The sequence below is a fragment of the Bacteriovorax stolpii genome (assembly GCF_002872415.1).
Classification (GTDB): Bacteria; Bdellovibrionota; Bacteriovoracia; order Bacteriovoracales; family Bacteriovoracaceae; genus Bacteriovorax; species Bacteriovorax stolpii.
In genome coordinates this window covers 3,364,570-3,381,421 of sequence record NZ_CP025704.1, presented here as the reverse complement: position 1 = coordinate 3,381,421, position 16,852 = coordinate 3,364,570, and the positions used below count along the sequence as shown (strand labels likewise).

At 38.7% G+C, this 16,852-nt stretch carries 18 protein-coding genes; 10 read left to right on the top strand and 8 right to left on the bottom strand.

Annotated features, from left to right (window positions below):
- Positions 1-46 precede the first annotated feature (46 nt).
- On the bottom strand, positions 47-871 hold the full coding sequence (locus tag C0V70_RS16675) for a class I SAM-dependent methyltransferase (protein ID WP_102245002.1): 825 nt from the start codon (positions 869-871) through the stop codon (positions 47-49).
- Between the two features lie 225 nt (positions 872-1,096).
- Between C0V70_RS16675 and C0V70_RS16670 the strand changes: the two genes are divergently transcribed.
- On the top strand, positions 1,097-1,435 hold the full coding sequence (locus tag C0V70_RS16670; RefSeq protein ID WP_102245001.1) for a phage holin family protein: 339 nt from the start codon (positions 1,097-1,099) through the stop codon (positions 1,433-1,435).
- Here C0V70_RS16670 and C0V70_RS16665 read toward each other — a convergent pair.
- Complete coding sequence (locus tag C0V70_RS16665; RefSeq protein WP_102245000.1) at positions 1,432-2,613, bottom strand: MFS transporter; 1,182 nt, start codon at positions 2,611-2,613, stop codon at positions 1,432-1,434. The two genes, C0V70_RS16670 and C0V70_RS16665, sit on opposite strands and share 4 nt — an antisense overlap.
- 367 nt (positions 2,614-2,980) lie before the next feature.
- Between C0V70_RS16665 and C0V70_RS16660 the strand changes: the two genes are divergently transcribed.
- Both C0V70_RS16660 and C0V70_RS16655 read left to right on the top strand, forming a co-directional pair.
- Positions 2,981-5,056: a sensor histidine kinase gene (locus C0V70_RS16660; protein WP_102244999.1), complete on the top strand. Its 2,076-nt coding sequence runs from the start codon at positions 2,981-2,983 to the stop codon at positions 5,054-5,056.
- 86 nt (positions 5,057-5,142) lie between these two features.
- Complete coding sequence (locus C0V70_RS16655; RefSeq protein ID WP_102244998.1) at positions 5,143-5,763, top strand: outer membrane beta-barrel protein; 621 nt, start codon at positions 5,143-5,145, stop codon at positions 5,761-5,763.
- A 37-nt stretch (positions 5,764-5,800) separates the two neighbouring features.
- On the opposite strand, the gene C0V70_RS16650 is transcribed toward C0V70_RS16655, so the two are convergent.
- Together C0V70_RS16650 and C0V70_RS16645 are read right to left on the bottom strand one after the other, a co-directional pair.
- A complete protein-coding gene (locus tag C0V70_RS16650) occupies positions 5,801-6,316 on the bottom strand; it encodes a cytochrome b/b6 domain-containing protein (protein ID WP_102244997.1) in 516 nt (171 codons plus the stop codon).
- Positions 6,316-6,579 (bottom strand): PepSY domain-containing protein, encoded by a 264-nt coding sequence (locus tag C0V70_RS16645; protein WP_102244996.1) that lies wholly within the window; start codon positions 6,577-6,579, stop codon positions 6,316-6,318. Before C0V70_RS16645 ends, C0V70_RS16650 begins: the two co-directional genes overlap by 1 nt.
- Positions 6,580-6,834: 255 nt before the next feature.
- Between C0V70_RS16645 and C0V70_RS16640 the strand changes: the two genes are divergently transcribed.
- The gene (locus tag C0V70_RS16640; protein WP_102244995.1) at positions 6,835-8,316 is read left to right on the top strand and encodes a B12-binding domain-containing radical SAM protein; all 1,482 of its coding nucleotides are present in this window, start codon (positions 6,835-6,837) and stop codon (positions 8,314-8,316) included.
- Between the two features lie 75 nt (positions 8,317-8,391).
- A complete protein-coding gene (locus tag C0V70_RS16635; protein ID WP_102244994.1) occupies positions 8,392-8,679 on the top strand; it encodes a hypothetical protein in 288 nt (95 codons plus the stop codon).
- Between the two features lie 43 nt (positions 8,680-8,722).
- Here the strand turns inward: C0V70_RS16635 and C0V70_RS16630 are convergent, their stop codons facing one another.
- Positions 8,723-9,556, bottom strand: a complete 834-nt coding sequence (locus C0V70_RS16630) for a glycoside hydrolase family 25 protein (RefSeq protein ID WP_102244993.1) — start codon at positions 9,554-9,556, stop codon at positions 8,723-8,725.
- A gap of 304 nt (positions 9,557-9,860) precedes the next feature.
- On the opposite strand from C0V70_RS16630, the gene C0V70_RS16625 reads away from it, so the two are divergent.
- Together C0V70_RS16625 and C0V70_RS16620 are read left to right on the top strand one after the other, a co-directional pair.
- On the top strand, positions 9,861-10,217 hold the full coding sequence (locus C0V70_RS16625) for a response regulator transcription factor (RefSeq protein ID WP_133566780.1): 357 nt from the start codon (positions 9,861-9,863) through the stop codon (positions 10,215-10,217).
- Positions 10,218-10,283: 66 nt separating this feature from the next.
- Complete coding sequence (locus C0V70_RS16620; RefSeq protein WP_102244991.1) at positions 10,284-11,237, top strand: ATPase, T2SS/T4P/T4SS family; 954 nt, start codon at positions 10,284-10,286, stop codon at positions 11,235-11,237.
- 48 nt (positions 11,238-11,285) lie between these two features.
- Here C0V70_RS16620 and C0V70_RS16615 read toward each other — a convergent pair whose 3' ends face one another.
- Positions 11,286-11,669, bottom strand: coding sequence for a hypothetical protein (locus tag C0V70_RS16615; protein ID WP_133566779.1), 384 nt, complete (start codon positions 11,667-11,669; stop codon positions 11,286-11,288).
- A 171-nt stretch (positions 11,670-11,840) separates the two neighbouring features.
- On the opposite strand from C0V70_RS16615, the gene C0V70_RS16610 reads away from it, so the two are divergent.
- Complete coding sequence (locus C0V70_RS16610; RefSeq protein WP_102244989.1) at positions 11,841-12,473, top strand: response regulator transcription factor; 633 nt, start codon at positions 11,841-11,843, stop codon at positions 12,471-12,473.
- Here C0V70_RS16610 and C0V70_RS16605 read toward each other — a convergent pair.
- Positions 12,452-13,798, bottom strand: coding sequence for a sensor histidine kinase (locus C0V70_RS16605; protein WP_279536159.1), 1,347 nt, complete (start codon positions 13,796-13,798; stop codon positions 12,452-12,454). The genes C0V70_RS16610 and C0V70_RS16605 overlap by 22 nt on opposite strands.
- Positions 13,799-13,945: 147 nt before the next feature.
- On the opposite strand from C0V70_RS16605, the gene C0V70_RS16600 reads away from it, so the two are divergent.
- Both C0V70_RS16600 and C0V70_RS16595 read left to right on the top strand, forming a co-directional pair.
- Positions 13,946-14,545, top strand: a complete 600-nt coding sequence (locus C0V70_RS16600) for a hypothetical protein (protein WP_102244987.1) — start codon at positions 13,946-13,948, stop codon at positions 14,543-14,545.
- Between the two features lie 276 nt (positions 14,546-14,821).
- A complete protein-coding gene (locus C0V70_RS16595) occupies positions 14,822-15,628 on the top strand; it encodes a DNA helicase (RefSeq protein WP_102244986.1) in 807 nt (268 codons plus the stop codon).
- 399 nt (positions 15,629-16,027) lie between these two features.
- Here C0V70_RS16595 and C0V70_RS16590 read toward each other — a convergent pair whose 3' ends face one another.
- Positions 16,028-16,765, bottom strand: coding sequence for a transporter substrate-binding domain-containing protein (locus C0V70_RS16590; protein ID WP_102244985.1), 738 nt, complete (start codon positions 16,763-16,765; stop codon positions 16,028-16,030).
- Positions 16,766-16,852 lie beyond the last annotated feature (87 nt).

Below are 16,852 nucleotides of genomic sequence, written 5' to 3'. Positions count from 1 at the left end.
CAACTTATGTTGAAAACAACATTCATTCTGCAAAAGAAGAACCACTTTAGGATTTTTTGATACCTATACCGAAGTAAGCAGTGGTCATAAGTTGCATGGGAGATTCTGTGTACGTCTCGTGAAGATAGTTCATGATTTTAGTCGAGATCATATGCCACTCGTCAAGGCCGTATTTGCTTTGTAGTAAGGCAATCGGAGCACCACCTTCAGACATTAGCTTCCAAAACATTTTAGGCGAGATCGCCGGTAAATTCATTGCACATTCTTGAATCAGAACATTTTCAAAACCGGCCTCTTCCATTTCTGCTTTAAAGATTTCCGGGTCTTCTAATGAACGAGAGTTTGCTCTTGGAGAAGGAGCATCGGGAAGTGCAGAATTAATCGCGGCTCCTGTTGCTTGCATTAACGTTGATTTCTCAAGAGGTGCCCAACTTGAAACGATGGCGGCACTTCCAGGTCTCAGTACGCGGTGAAGTTCTTTAAAGCCCTTAATGCGATCAGGGAAGAACATGAGACCAAAAAGAGAGAAGGCATGATCAAATTGGTTGTCATCAAAAGGTAGGTTTTGTCCGTCGGCTTGAAGTGTCTCAACATTAGAGAGCTCTCTTTTTAATAAACGTTTTTTTAGTTCATTAAGCATGTCATGAGAGAAATCCAGTGCGTGTATTTCTTTAACTTGATTAGAGAGCATGCAAGTTAAAATACCACTTCCACAAGCAACATCCAGCACCCTTGAGGCGGGTGTAATGTTAGATATTTCAATCGCTTTTTTTGCAAAAGGAGACATGACCCAATCTGCCATCTCAGCATAGCCTTCAGCGACTCTGCTCCAGGATTCCGCTTTTGATAAGGGATTAACTTGATTAGACATAGAAACCTCATGGACGTTGTATTCTTAACTATATAATGATTTTGAAGGAAAGTGCTATGTGTGTGAGATTTTTTTAGAACAGATAATTCTTAAGAACAGGCTGATCTAGCAATAGATATTCAAATAATTGTCGATTAAAAAATCTTAGAAAAATATGCAGAGTGATTTGCGGAAAAACTTTAGACAACTAAAGTGATTTAACACAGAATAAGAAGAGGAGGCTTTATGCTGCACATTCTTCTTGTTTGGGTTTTCTCAGCCATTGCTCTTTTAGTTACATCAAAATTAGTTAAAGGTTTTGATATCAAGGATTTTAGATCAGCGATGGTGGCCAGCGTAGTTATTGGTTTATTGAATGCCATACTAAAGCCAATTCTTTTTATCCTAACCTTGCCAATCAATATTTTAACTCTAGGGCTTTTCACTTTTGTGATTATTGCTATTGTTCTTCGAATGGCCGCAGGATTGATGTCGAGCTTTAAGATTGATGGCTGGGCAACGGCTATTATTGCGTCCGTCGTCCTAACCATCGTTCAGATTTTAATTGATTTAGTTATTTTCTAAGCTTTGCGTGCTCTTTCTAAAACAAAGGGAAGAGCACCAATCGCGATCATGAGAAGTGCACTCGCGCATACTCCAGTCCATCCGTAAAGTCCCCAAGAAATTGACCCAAGCCATGAGCCGAGAGCTCCACCCAGAAAGTATGAGAACATATAAGCAGTGTTTAATCTGCTGCGTGCTTCAGGGATTAAAGAGAAGACGCGGCTTTGGTTAGAGACGTGACTTCCCTGAAGTCCAATGTCCATGAGAAGCACTCCGATGGACAGAGCAATCAGTGAGTTTTGTCCCAAGGTCATATAAAGGATAAAAGAAAGGGCCATCAAAATAAAACCAATCATAATCGCAGAGCGAGGGCTCTTTTTATCTGAAAGTCTTCCGATGATGGGCGCAGTTAATGCACCTGCAGCACCTAAGAGACCAAAGAGTCCAACGGCCCTTGCACCAAGATGAAAAGCAGGTGATTCCATTAAGTAGATAAGTGTTGCCCAGAAAGCAGAGAAGGCACCAAAGAGCATTGAACCAAAGAGCATAGACTCACGAAGAACTGGTTGCTCTTTAACTAATGTCCAAACAGAGTGAATAAGTTTAACGTAGCTTCCCTGGTAACTCGGCTGGCTTACCGGGAGAACGAGTCTTAAAATAATAGCAAGAACAACAAGTACGCCAGCGGCCAGGCCGAACATAAATCTCCATCCGTATTCAGCGCCAACAAAACCAGCAACTGTCCTCGCTAGAAGAATCCCCAGGAGTAGACCACTCATAACCATTCCTAAAACCCGGCCGCGCTTTTCAGCTGGAGCGAGATGAACAGCAAAAGGAATAATAAATTGCGGAGTCATCGTTGTTACACCGATGAGAAAACTCATGATGGTTGCCGTTAAAAGATTTGGCGAAAGAGTCATACCAACTAATGTCAGCGCAGAGATGAGTGTTGAAACGAAAATAAGTTTTCTTTTTTCAATCTGATCACCAAGAGGAATAAGAAAGAGCATTCCCACAGCATATCCAAGCTGGGTAAGAGTGGGGATAGCCCCCATTTGTCCTGGAGTTACATTAAATGTTTCCTGCATTTGATGCAGAAGAGGTTGACAGTAATAGAGATTGGCCACGCACACACCAGTTGCAATGGTCATCAGCCATAAGACTAAGGGAGAGAGAGTTTCTTCTTGATTAGTTGTCATAATAAGATCGCTTGTGAGTTAAAGAATGAACTCATTATAACATTGATTAATTGTGAATGATACAATGCTATTCTCAGGGGAATTTATTTAAACTCTCAGGGATTATTATTTAAACATTTTGCAAAAATGACAGTACAACTTAATTATTCCTCCATATTTCTTTCAGAATGACATTTGTTAAAAGAGATTGTGCTCTCAAAGTATATTGCTGGTATGAGCTTTGCAATTTTTCACACAAGTATTCTTTTCATCAATGAGAGGTAAAAATGTCTCATCAAAATGCAATTAAAAGACAAAAAGGAAGACGAAATGTCCTTTCAGTTTGGAAGACAAAGAATGTCGTTAACTTTCTCTTAAGGATTCTCAGATGAATACGCAAAGCACACCTGACTTTCGTCTACTGTTTGAATCTAGTCCTGGATTATTTCTGGTATTTCTTCCCGATGCTCCTCGCTATACGATTGTTGCTGCTAGTGATGCCTACACGAAACAAAGCAAAGTCAAAAGAGAAGAGATTGTTGGAAAAGGGGTCTTTGACGTATTTCCAGAAAACCCCGATGAAATGGCAGCTCAAGGGAGAAAATTATTGGTAGAGTCTTTTAAGAAAGTCATGAAAAGCAATAGGCCGGATAAAATGGATATTCTTCGTTACGATATAAAAAATGACACTGATAAATTTGAAACACATTTCTGGCTGGTGATGAATTCACCCGTATTGGATATGGAAGGCAAGATTCTTTATATTATCAATCAAGTGGAAGACGTAACCAATCTCGTCGTAGAAAAACAGGGGGCTGAAATGGCCCTTAAAGAAAGCGAGAAACTTTTTAAATTACTAGTTGAAAATTTACCAATAGGTGTCTGGTTAATTGATAAACAAGGACATATTTTTTCTGAAAATCCGGCAGCGATTAAAATATGGGGTGGAGATAAGAAGATACCAATTCAAAATTATAATGAATTACAGGGCTGGGTTTATGAAACGGGGAAAAAAATTGAATCTCATGAGTGGGCCTCTGTTCGCGCTCTGGAAAAAGGAGAGATTTGTCTTAACGAAGTTTTAAGAATTAAAAAATTTGACGGTACTTATGGAGTCATTTTAAATTCAGCTGCACCTATAAAGGATGAGCGCGGGCAGATAATAGGAGCTCTCGTCCAAAATCAGGACATCGCTGAACAAAAGAAATATGAATCAGAACAAAAGTTTCAACTCAACGTCAGTCGAATCCTGGCAGAGTCATTAGAGCTCGACACTAATAAATTGGGAAAGCTTCTTATTCCAAACTTTGCAGATTGTTGTGTTTTTTATACCACTAATCTGGAGGAGGATGTTCATCTGGAGTTTGTAGCCCATAAAGATTCAGACAAAGCGATTGTCCTTGAGGAATTCATCAGGCGTTACCCGAGAAACTCAAAGTATTTTCAATCTATTAAAGAAGTACTATTTGAGGGAAAACCTATAGTGGTTTCTTACTTAACGAATGAGGAGTTTGTTGAAGCTTTTCCCGACAGTAAAGACCGTTCTCTCTATTCAGCACTGGCGATTAAATCTTTTATTTCTGTTCCGGTTGTGGCCAGAGGCAAATCAATGGGGGCGGTCACTCTCTGTTTTAATGATTCAGGAAGACGCTTTGATGTCAACGCACTTCCTTTTTGTGAAGAGTTTGCCAATGCCCTGGCGCTTGCCCTTGATAAGGCCCGCTTATATAAAGAAGCACGCGAGGCTATTGGAATTCGAGAGGATGTCTTGGCCATGGTATCGCATGATTTGCAAAATCCTCTTTCTGTGATCATGATGAGTCTAAAGGCGATTCAAAAAATTGATCTCCATGACGAGAAGTCGAAAGAAAAAATGAATAAAGCCACAATTCGTATAAAGCGTTCAAGTGAATTAATGCAGGGACTGATTGCCCGGATTTTAGATTTTGCCAAAATCCAGGCCGGAACTTTTTCTATTGATTTTAAGGATCATGACCCTAAGATGATTTTGGAAGAGTTTATTGAATCAGCAAGACTTCTGGCCGAAGAAAAATGTATTAAAATCATTAATGACATAGACGATGATCTTCCTCATGTTTTATGTGATAAAGATCGCTTTCTACAGGTTTTGTCTAATCTTATTGGGAATGCAATTAAGTTTACTCAAAAGGGGGGCAAAATTATTGTTCATGCACGCCGACTCGATCATCAGATTCTTTTCAGTATAGAAGACACAGGATCAGGAATGAGTGAAGATCAACTCCCCCATATCTTCGATCGCTTCTGGCAAGTAGAGCATTCATCAAAACATGGGGTAGGTCTTGGGCTTGCTATCGCGAAGGGAATTGTAGAGGCCCACAATGGAAAAATCTGGGTCGATAGTGAGAAGGGAGTTGGAACGAATTTTCATTTCCTCCTTCCCATCGGGGCAATGAAAAGCGATTTTATGCACTCATTTCACTAATTAAAATCATTTTTTAATCTAATCTGAAACATTCTCAAAAAATACTTTGAGGACGAAACTCTCATTACTCAACAAAGGAGAATGAGATGAAAAGATTAGGTCTATTGGCCGTGTTAGCTATTATCAGTACAAATGCTTTTGCAGAAGGTCAGGTGTTTTACCGTTACGGACTTTCTAACCTCAATACAAGCCGAGGAGGGCAAACATTTACTGATACAGGCGGGGCCAATGGAAAAAATGATGATAAGAGCGGTCATGGACTAGGGGCCGGTCTGGATATTAAGTTAATGAACTGTCCACTTTTTGAATCTAACTCACTTCTAGGAGAAATTTTTGTTGATTACAATAGATTCTCAAATAAGAAAGTTGCCAATGCCATCGACGTGGTCGTTTCAAGCGATTCAAGTAAAAAAGAAGTCAGCGTTTCAGAGCTCGCTGTCGTCGTTGCTCCAAAATACAGATTTGATGGATTGGGAAAATTCAGACCGTGGATTATTCCAGCAGGACTTGCATTCATGGTCAATTCACCACCTTCAAACACAACCAACTATCTTGATATCGGATATCATGCAGGAGTGGGAGCGGAGTATATGATCGTGAAAGAACTTTCATTAGGTCTTGATTACCGCTACACAATGGGTTCTGGCGACCCACAATTAAAGGTGAAGTACTCAAGTTTCGGAGCAAATTTAGGAATTAACTTCTAGAGCTTTGGATTAGTAGCGGGCCCCACTCACGGGTCCGCTATTTATAACCTTTAATCATCGCCATCCAGGTTTTGCGTTTCCAGAAATAGGAATCAAGCGCAATGCCGATGAAATGAATAACCACCAGGACTTCAAGACCTGTAGAAATTGCACCGTGAATCTCTTCCAGAGTTTCATCACCCCAGAAGGCATCAAGCCCCAACATCCAACCGCTGATAGCGAGTCCAATCAGGCAAATCCAAATTAAAACATAAACAACTGAGGCCAACGGGGTGTGGCCTTCGTAATCAACGGGCGAGCCATTGAAGTGTGATGTTACATGAGTTTTGATGTCAGACCACTTTAAAGGAAGAGCGGGAAAGAGATTTTTCCTTTTGTTAATGAATCCTAGAAAAAATCTAATAAGAACCAGTCCAAGAGCGAGATAACCTAAATTCCTGTGAGGAGGATCTCCCTCCTCCAGGATAAAGATATTGAGAATTACTGTTAGAGCAATAATCCAGTGAATAAGCCTTATGTAATAAGGCCAGACTATCTTTGGAGAAGAACTCATTAGTTGATTTCTTCTTTTACTTTAGAACCATCGACTGGGCTGAAGTAGATTTCTACTTTTTTGCCTTCTTTGTTCCATCCGTAAATTTCGTAACAGTTTCCTTTTGTGACTTTGAAGACTTTAATTTTGTAACCATCAGCTACTAATTTTTCCTGGAATTTCTTTTCGTCCTGCCATTTTGTTTTTGGCTCTTTTGTACAATCAGGTCCAGCAAAAGCAGAAACAGATGCGATCATAAGAAGTGAAGAGATTAAAAATTTCATATTAACTCCTAGTTGTTAAAGCAAGATTTTATCCAACAAGAAATCTTTGTTCAATCATTTTGATTTATAAAACTTTGTTATAAACATCGCTTGTAACAAATGATTTGGGGCAAATGCATTTATTGTTTAATGCTAAAAAAATGTAAGAATCAACGCATGCTGGCTTTTATGTGCAAAAGCAATTACTGTGACAATTTTCTTTCTGTGACACTTTAATTGAAGATAATACCCTGCTGAGCTAACATTTTTTCCCTTATGGACGTCGTACTTTTCTCTGATATTTCACCACATCAAATCTGGATTCGTACCATTGGAGTGTATCGTCTTGCTTCTATTTGTAGAAAGGCAGGTCTTTCGACAAAAGTCCTTTATGGATTAACCGATTACCCTCCAGAGATTCAACGAAAAATTTTAGAGCGCTATGTAAATAAAGATACGAAGCTTGTCGCACTTTCTACAACATTTATGGTGGCTCGAGCGCGTTATTCAGGAACAAGCTCCCTTCGAAACAAATATGCTCAGGAACTTTTAGATCTTATCAAAGAAAAAAAAGAGCAATTCCCTCACATCCCTTTCGTAGCAGGAGGAGGAAATAGCAACGATGAAATTTTTAGTTTCTTTGATCATGTTGCTCTTGGTTACGGCGATCAACTCATTACAAAATTTGCGACAGATATCCATTCCCTAAAGAAATTTAGACGTGTTGTAGACGGACGCAATATTTATATTTCAGACAATACTTTTAATAATGATTACTCTACTGAGTATCATGAGACAGATGTCATTCATCGCAACGAAACTATGACTATTGAAGTCTCGAGAGGTTGTAAGTTTAAATGTAAATTCTGCTCTTTTCCTTTGAATGGGAGAAAAGCGAATGAATATATAAAGCCAGGAGCTATTCTTAAAAAAGAATTTATCGATAACTATGAGCGTTTTGGAATTCAAAATTATATTCTGGCCGATGACACTTTTAATGAAGACGCAGAAAAACTGGAATACTTTTTAGGCATTGTAGAAAATCTTCCTTTTAAAATTCAATATACAGGTTATTTCAGATTGGACTTACTCGATAAGCAACGCGCTTATTGGAAAAGACTTTTAGATAGTGGCCTAAGAGGTGCTTTTTTTGGGATCGAAACATTAAATGATAAATCCGCCCAAGTGATTGGCAAGGGATTTGGAAGAGAGAACACTCTTAAAACGCTCTACGATCTTAGAGAGATTTGGGGAGATGAAGTTAATACTGCGGCTGGTTTTATTGTTGGCCTTCCTTACGATACCAAAGAAGAATTTCAAAAATGGGCCGATATAGTAAGGGCGCCAGGTTTTCCTGTTCACTGTAAAAGTTTTGAACCTCTAAGCATTAATAAAAAAAGTGACATCTCTCCATGGCAATCTGAGTTTCAAATGGATTCAGAAAAATGGGGTTACAAACTTTTTGAAAAAAGAGAGGGGAAGTATTACTGGGAGAGCCCGGATTGGAATTACGCAGAAGCAGCGGTGGTTGCAGAAAAAACAGTTCAAGAAATCGCAGAACACGGTGGACAGAATTTCGGCTCATTCAAAGTGCAAATGCTTATGGGGCTAGGGCTTTCCTATAAAGAAGCTTTTTCATTAATCCCTGGAGATAAGGCCTCAATCGAACGCATCAACGAAGTTGTCTCAAGTAGAATAAAAGCAAACCTTGATAGAGAACTCGCCTTACTTGAACGTCCTGCTCAGGTAAAATCTTAAAAGAAAGATCACGCAATTTCCAAAAATTGATTAAAATAGACGTATCAATACAGAAATTTTTCAAAGGATTGAAACATGGAAATGGAAAGAAGAACGATTGTTGAATTTTTAAAGTCACAAGACCCAGATATGGATCCAGCAATTGCTGGTTGGTCTCTTATGGATCTAATCGATCTAATGATCGATCATGTTACTGAGCAAGAACTAGAGTACTCAGTTCTTTCTACGGCTTACGCTTCTGGTGTTCACCCAAATCGTTTTGATGAATTCTATGATGCAGTAATGGGACAATATGAAACGATCCGTGATGGAGAAGAAATTCCTGTTCCGGTGTTAGACAGACTAGCTGCTCAATACAGATAATCTAAAATAAAAAGGCCCGGTTTCCCGGGCCTTTTTTTATTTCTTAATCATTGTTCCACTGAAGCGCCAGATCTGTCGGCGATCCATAATAAACATTCACATCCATATCATACTTCGTTCCTGGAACATTGTATAAACATGATCCAGTCGATGTACAGTTGATCTCGCTAGAGAATTGCCACATAAAGTAGTTTGACCAGATTCCTGTAGGGAAGTCCGTCACACTTGATTTAAAACGTGCGTACCAAAGTTTTGATCGTTGAAACAGAGGTTGATTTTTTACTTTAGAGTTTAAAAGAGTCGTTGTTGCGTGGTTAGCGTAAACAACTGGCACTCGTCCTGTTTTTTCATAAACGTAGTTCATAAAGACAACAGCTTCATCAACACTCATAAAGTTGCTTGCGCCCGTATCTTCCAGATCCAGAACCATTAGCGTGTTTGGTTCGTCTTGTACTAATGAAAGAAAAAAGTCAGCTTGAGCAATTGTGTTTCCTCTTGTTCCCAGGTGGTAAGCCCCCCAGAGGTATCCGCGCTCCAGAGCTATTTTTTTGCGGGCCTTATATTGAGAGTCGATTTTTAATCCCATACCAGAGCGATGAATAACAGCTGCGACTTTTGTATCTTTGCTCATCTTGTCCCAGTCAATTGAATTTCCTTCATAGGCATCGATGATGATTGATGTTCCACTTTGATTCCAAGGTGAACTAAAAGCTGCACCAGTTGAAGGTGTCGTAGGAGTTGTTGTTCCTCCTCCAGATGAGCCGCCAGAACTTCCCGAGCCAGAGCTAGGAACACTTGGTCTCTTGGCTCCGAACGCATGAGAGTTTGTTGAAAAAATATTTAAGGCAATAAACAATGCGAGATAGACATGCTTCATCGTGAAGCTCCTTTGTGTAGAGGTTAGTAAAAACCAAATTCGATTGATGTCATCGAATGCAAAGAAGGCGTGCCAACTTATGCAGTCTCTACGGCAAAAAATTCTATGAACTTTAAACAAAAGGAAAAAAGATCGGAGCTGATGTGGTCTTCAAAATGAAACTGTACTCGAGAGTCGGGGACATGATGTCACTGTGTGATTTGGTAGGGAATTGCGAATGTGTTTAGAAGAGATGCAAGTCTGTGATTAGTCTCTAATATCAGAATTGCTTGATAGGAATAGATTATTTCACTATGATTTGAGCGTGGACAATATCCAAACACTTTTAAATGAATTAAAGAGGCTCTCAAAAGAGTGCAGATTGCACTCTAGGGGCCCGCGCCCTGAATTGGCCCTTATGAGAGTGGCCAATTCTCTTGAATCGCTGGTGGTTTCTCTCAATGATTCTCCCTCTGCAGATAGCCCTCTGACAGCGAGAGAAAAAGAGGTTCTTTTTCACGTTTCTCAGGGCTACACCAACAGAGAGATCGCCTCAGCCTTTAACCTCTCAGAAAAGACTATCGAGTTTCATTTGAAATCGATCTTCACAAAAACCGAGTCTTCAACCAGGACCGAAGCTGTTAGAAATGCCATTAATAACAAGTGGTTAATCTTATCCTAGGGGATTCCCGAGGTGGATTCAATCCAGTCATCCTGTAAGCTAGTGTCACATCAACAGGAGGACACTATGGCAACCAAAGCTAAAAAAGACCCATCAGCTGAAATGAAATCACTACTTGGCCCTTTATGGAGTGCTTTTAGCTTAAAGAATGTATGGGAGCTGGTCGTTGATGCTTATAACGAAGTTTATTATATCGATAATGGAAAGATGATAGTGCTTGATAAGGTTTTTAAAAAGAGCACTGAACTGGATCAAGTTGTGACGAGACTCCTGGCCTTTCATCAAAAGAAAAAGAAGTCTGAAGAGCTCTCTTACTTTTTTAACCTGGATCAATACACTAAAGTCGCGATCGTTCTTCCGCCACTCGCGATTAAAGGACCAAGTATTGTTATTACTAAACTTCCGATTCAAGACCTGACGTTTGATGATCTCATTAGATTTAAAGCTCTTGATTCCGAAGGAAAAAATGTGATTGAAAAGATGCTTGCTTCCAACAAAGGATTCATTGTCGCAGGAAATATGGGATCGGGAAAAACGACGATGCTCAATTTGTTGGTAAATGGAATCCCACAGCCAAATAGAGTTGTGACTTTAGAAAGAATTCCCGACTTACTTATTAAGAGGCCTCATGTCTGCCGCATCCAATCCCAGACTCAGAAAGCTAGTGAGATGATTGATCTCATCGGCGTTGCCGAAAGAATGCGCGCTGACTACCTGGTGCTCTCTGATTGTGTAGGGCCTGAGTTGATGCCATTCATGGAAATGGTAAGAAGCAATTGCATAGGTGTTATGCTGACAACAGGTGAGAGTGTCCTTGATACAATCAAACGAATTGAAACAAAAGCGGTGGTTTCGTCAGATGGAATGAATCTGGAGGAAGTCCGATATGCGATTGCCCAGGCTTTTAAATATCTTCTATTCCAAGAAAAGACGGCTGAAGGAGTGAGGCAGGTTTCATCAATTAGTGAATTGGTTTATGAATCAGGTGAATTAAAATTAAAAGCGATTTACAAGCGATAGGGTTAAAGAAAAACGGCCCAGAGATGGGCCGTTTAGTTTAGGTAAAAATTAATCTCTAAGAACTTCACATCTGAAGTTAGAAGCGAGTGGAGTTTCAGCTCCATCCAGACTCAAAGTTCCTCTTAATTGAACAGCATTATTCTTTAGCAGGATTGTGCCGGTAAAAGATGATGTTTCAGATGATAGAGTGACTGCACCTGTGTCTACTTCTGTTGAATCAAAAGCACCTGTTAGTAAGTGTCCACCAAAGATTAATGTCAGGTCAGTTGTTCTGCCCATTCCATCATTACTTCTGTGTTCATATCTGTTTAGAAGAAGAGTTTCTTTTTCTTCATAGATCATTGTGCTTGTTTTACAAAGTGACCACTGGCTGTCGCGAGCGAATGCTGAGCTTGAAAGAACAACGAATAGACCTAGGACGATTGCTTTCATAAGAGACCCCTTTTTAAGATTTTTATGGCATTTTGCGTTTTTCATATACACTAAAGCTTTTAAAAGTTTTAATAGAATCTCTTATACAGTTTGAAATTGAGGAAGACTTACTTTTGTAAAAACTTCCGGTCGACTAGAAACAGGCTAAGAGATTGTAATTACGGAGAAGGCATGGTTGAGACGTTGAAGAAAATCCTGATCTGTGATGATCACCCTATCGTCCATACTGGAATTAAATACGCACTAAAAGAGATCTTCCCTAATGTGGGGTTTGATATCTCGTGCACGACCTCAGGCTCTGAGTCCTTATCAAAACTAGAAGCAAATCAACCTGATATTTTCTTTTTGGATTTAAGTCTTCCAGATATGACAGGATTTGATGTTTTAAAATACTTAGAAAAAAAGGATCACCATTTTAAAATTATTATTCTCACTGGAGAAAATAGTCTCCCGACCTTTTTACAACTTACAAAATTTAATATCTCGGCCATCCTCTTGAAGTCTTACAGTAATGACTCTTTTAAAAAGGCCTTTGCTCATATTGAGGCCCATGAACCTTTTATCTATTTAGATGAAGCACTAGAGCTGGATTTAAAGGCCGAAGCAGGAAAAAGGCAATTATCTTCAAAAGAATTTGAAGTCCTATGCCTGGTCGTTAAAGGTTATAGTAATAAGAAAATTGCCCACGTGTTAGAGTGTTCACCTGAGACTGTGAAATCTCACCTGGCCAGCATTGCGAGAAAAACTAATATTGATAATCGAGATGATCTCATCTCCTGGTTTTACGAAGGAAGAGAGAAGTAAACCTGAGTCCCTTGATTTTGTTGAGACTTAATCTCAATAGATCCACGCTGAATATCGATCATCATCTTCACAAGATATAGACCTATTCCATAGCCTTGACCGGAGCTTTTGATTCTATTTGTCTGAAATAAATTTTCCAGTTCAACCGGACCTAGCCCGACACCATTATCACTTACTTCAAAAATGGTTTTTTTCAGATCTTGAGTTACTTTGATATGAATGAATGACTCACTTTTCTCTGCGAATAGTGCCTTATGAGCGTTAGTCAAAAGGTTGCGCAGGATAGACGTCAACATCTCCCTGTCTGTTTGAATGTAGAGAGGAGTGGCACTTAATTGCCAGCTTACTTTTTGTTTTAACCCGGGATAAACAGTTGCAAGAGAGTCCACCAGACGCAAGAGCAATTCTTGAATGTCTATAGACTCATGATGAGTTTTAAAGTCGTTATCTTCCTGAGACTTCACCCATCTCATCATATTACTAATCAGCTCTGCCGATGATAATGAAGTGTCATTGATCACTTTGATCAGTTCTTGATTCTCCTGACCATCCTTTTTCAATGTATTTGAAAGGCGTGCCAGTTGGTGAATGTTTCCAGTAAGGTCATGTCCAACTAAAGAAAGCAGTTTATTTTGGAAATGGAATTTGTCTTGAAGGTCATGGTCTTTTTTAATCAGACCGAAAAAATGGTTTTTTTGTAAAACATAAAATATAGCACATTCAGAAATAAGAAATGTCCCGGCCGAAATCATCGTAAAACGGAAAGGAGGATTAAACGCCACACCGTAGAGATCGATTAAATAACCGCAAACCATTCCCAAAGACAAAATAAGGTAATCTCTAAAATATGTAGTTGTTTGAAAGGCCTTTGTAAAAAGAAGAATGCAGGCGGAGATAATAAGCAGGTTGCTCCATAAGTAGTGCATGAAAAAGAGAGGACCATTATTAAATTGAAGAAGGGAAAGACCATAGATTTGAAGAAAAGAAAAATTTGTGACTAACAAATCTTCGGGGATGAGATTCACACTCGTTAAAATTGTTATCGCAGAAGGAATAAAAAGAGAAAAGCTCACGAATCTTTTTTGCAAGAAGACCCATTTATCAGTTATCGAAGAGATAAAAAGAAGACTGGCCGGGCACATCAGTGCATATCCAATATAGCGAAGCCTTGAAAAGAGTATTTTATGAGAGAGAACTGAAGTTGTGTAAATATTCAAAGTAAAAAATGAGACAATAGAAAATGAAAGTAAAAGAATAAAAAGATACTGAACGGATTTTAAACTTTTATAGTTCCATGCCTTTGCAATTAAAAGCACAGAAACAATAAAGATCGTAATGTTGAGAGTTGTTAAAAACCAACTGATATAGTCACCTTTAGTTGCCTCATTTTTCTCCCCTATTATAGGGGATATTTTGGAATCACTATTTTAAATATAATTTTCCTAAAGATAAATATCTATCAAGGATAAAAAATGAAGTATGTAAGTTTGCTCGCATTGATGAGTATGGGCCTTTTTCTATTTGGTTGTGGTGGTGATAACGCATCAACGACGACTGGTGGAGGGTCTACTTCGGCTTCTGTTTACGCCTTTCAGACGGATGCCACCTTTCGACCTGGAGATTTAAAGCTGGAAGCTGCAAACTTTACAACTCTTTGCAGAGACGCTTTTTCGACTTATTCGCCGGCCGTGAGTTGCACTAATTTTTACCCTTTTCTAGGAAAGTCTTCTACGAATGGATTCAAGAGTTTTATCTCGGTCAACACTCTCAATGCCAATGCAGTCGTTAAGTTAGTTGATGGTACAACGACTATTGCAAGTTCGTTGCAGTCTCTCGTTGATAATGGCCCCAACTTAAAGGGGTCAGATACGTGGATAGGCTGGCCTGAAGCTTATTGGTACTCTGGAGTGGCCAGTGATGGAAGCGCCGGGAATAATTGTCAGGACTACGCTAATGATACAAGTTCAGCAAACGTTAATGTTGCTACAAATGGCTCTTCTTTTTCGTGGGATATGAGAGGACCAGTTTGCGATTATTATGATGATTATAAGTATGTTTGTTTATGTAATTAATTGTACGATAGAGTGATTAAGATTGTTCAATATTCTAAAGGTAAGTGTCTATAAGACTTTTAAGCCCCTCGTAATGAGGGGCTTTCTTTTTAATTCTCTGTTGTCATTCCAATCTTTTTACCTAATAATCATCATAGGTATCATATTCATGCCACCCCCCTTCAAATGGGAAAGCACTAAAGTGTTGAATACTTTTTCTCAGATCACATCAAACCTTTAATTATGGTTTAAGCAAAAGAAGGGAATGTTTTTAAGACCAAAGATTGGAGGTTCTCTATGAAGCTATCTGCACCTATTCACGTCCTTAAGGCTCAAGCTGCCGAGCTAAAAAAAGAAAAAGGGATTACCAACACTGAAGCTCTCGATTTAGTCGCAAAACGCGAAGGTTTCAATTCCTGGTCGCTTCTGCAGTCTAAAAAAGATGAGATGTTTCCTAAGTCCTACGATGAGATTTTGGATTTTTTTAATCCGGGTGACATCGTTCTTATCGGCGCACGCCCCTCAAAAGGTAAAACTGTCTTCACCATTGGTCTCTTTGTTCAGGCCATAAAAAGAAAACTAGCTCCAAATTATTTCTTCAGCTTATCAGAAGTGCATAAAGACATTGCCGGAAGAATCGCCCTATATGATGAAACCATTGGCAACATTAATGAACATTTAGGTTATATCGCTGTCGATTACTCAGATGAGATCAGTGCTGATTATATTATTGAGAGAACGAAAGGAACAATCGGAAAGAAATCGGTGATTGTCGTTGATTATCTACAGCTTCTTGATGAGAAAAGATCGAATCCTCCACTTGAAGAGCAGGTTTTAAAACTGAAGAAATTTGCAAAAGAAAAAGAATGTGTAGTGATTTTTATTTCTCAACTAAAGAGAGAAGTTGAAAGCCGAGTTGGACAGAGACCATTGCTTGAGGATGTGCGTTTGCCGAACCCTTTAGATTTGAAGTTTTTTAATAAAATTATCATGCTTCACAAGAGGGAAGAGCTTGATGGTGTTGTGGATGTGATTTTTTATCGCCCGAAAGAGTTCGAGTTTAAGGTTGGGTGGGGGAAGTCACTTCGGTTTTATTCGTTATAATTTAAGGTAAAAAGGGAGGATTTCTCCTCCCCCAAATGCTAGAACCGGTCCATTAACAATTTTAAAACAGTTGTTAGCAGTTTTAAAAACAGGATCATAAGCTCTAACATTTTCAATGCTTTGAGCATCCTTGCCTCCTAAGTCGCCTTCATTGGCGTAAGGAGCTCTCCGCTTTGATCAGATTTAAATTTGTGTTAGAATGAATCACCCCCAAATGCAGGTTTGTTAGACCTATGGGAATTTTCAATGCTTAAACCCCTCTACCATGAGGGGTTTTTTATTAAATCTTCTTTTACAATTACCTTATTGATTTTTCTCGATTGAAACTTGCGACCTAATACGATGGAGCAAAAATACAAGATTTGAAATATGGAGATGGGTCAGTAAAAAAATAATTATTCAGGTCCTGAGAATCAATTTCCTAACTTTTTCTTGAAGGTTATCATATTTGAGCTTGGCCATATTCTTTTTCAAAGCGGGTTCAAGTCTTTTGGCCAACTCGCTATTTCTTTTTGATATGACATGATGAATAGACGCTTCTAATAATAATACTTTTCCAAAGTTCATTTCTTTTTTTGCAAAAGAAGGATTCATTGAAATTAAAAAATCAACTCGGTCTCTATCTAAAAGCAAGAGAAGCTGCTTTTCATTATTAACGATAGTGGGAGATTTAGCGTCGCTGAAAAAATTATCTGCAAAAAAAGAACCACGTAGATAACCAATTCTTCCTTTTTTTATTTCATTAATTGTCGGATCATTTTTAAATTTTTTCTTTGAGTAATAGGCAAAGCCCTTTACCAAAAAATAGGGAGGTTCCACGACTGTAAGGTTATATTTTTTTGCAGCATCTTTTGAATTTAGCAGCTCACCATCTATTTGATTGTGGGTTAGTTCAATCATGCTGCGTGATAGAGGTCGCTCAACAAAGATGAGTTCATAACCAATATCATTATAAGAATCTTTTAATAATTCTTTAATTAAAAAAAGGCCGGTTGACCATTCTTCAGGCACACTGATAACCACTTTCTTTTCTGATGCTAAAATTGTTGAAGAAAAGATAGAGAAAACAAAAATGAGTATGGTAAATTTCTTTTTCACTTTTTCCTTAAGTAAAATGAGCAAGAGCTTGGTTCTCATGACTAGGAATTATTTAATCCAATAGAAGATTGGATTCGCACTGCTCTGGACGTTGTCTATTTATTAGGAGTATAGCACAATTAATCT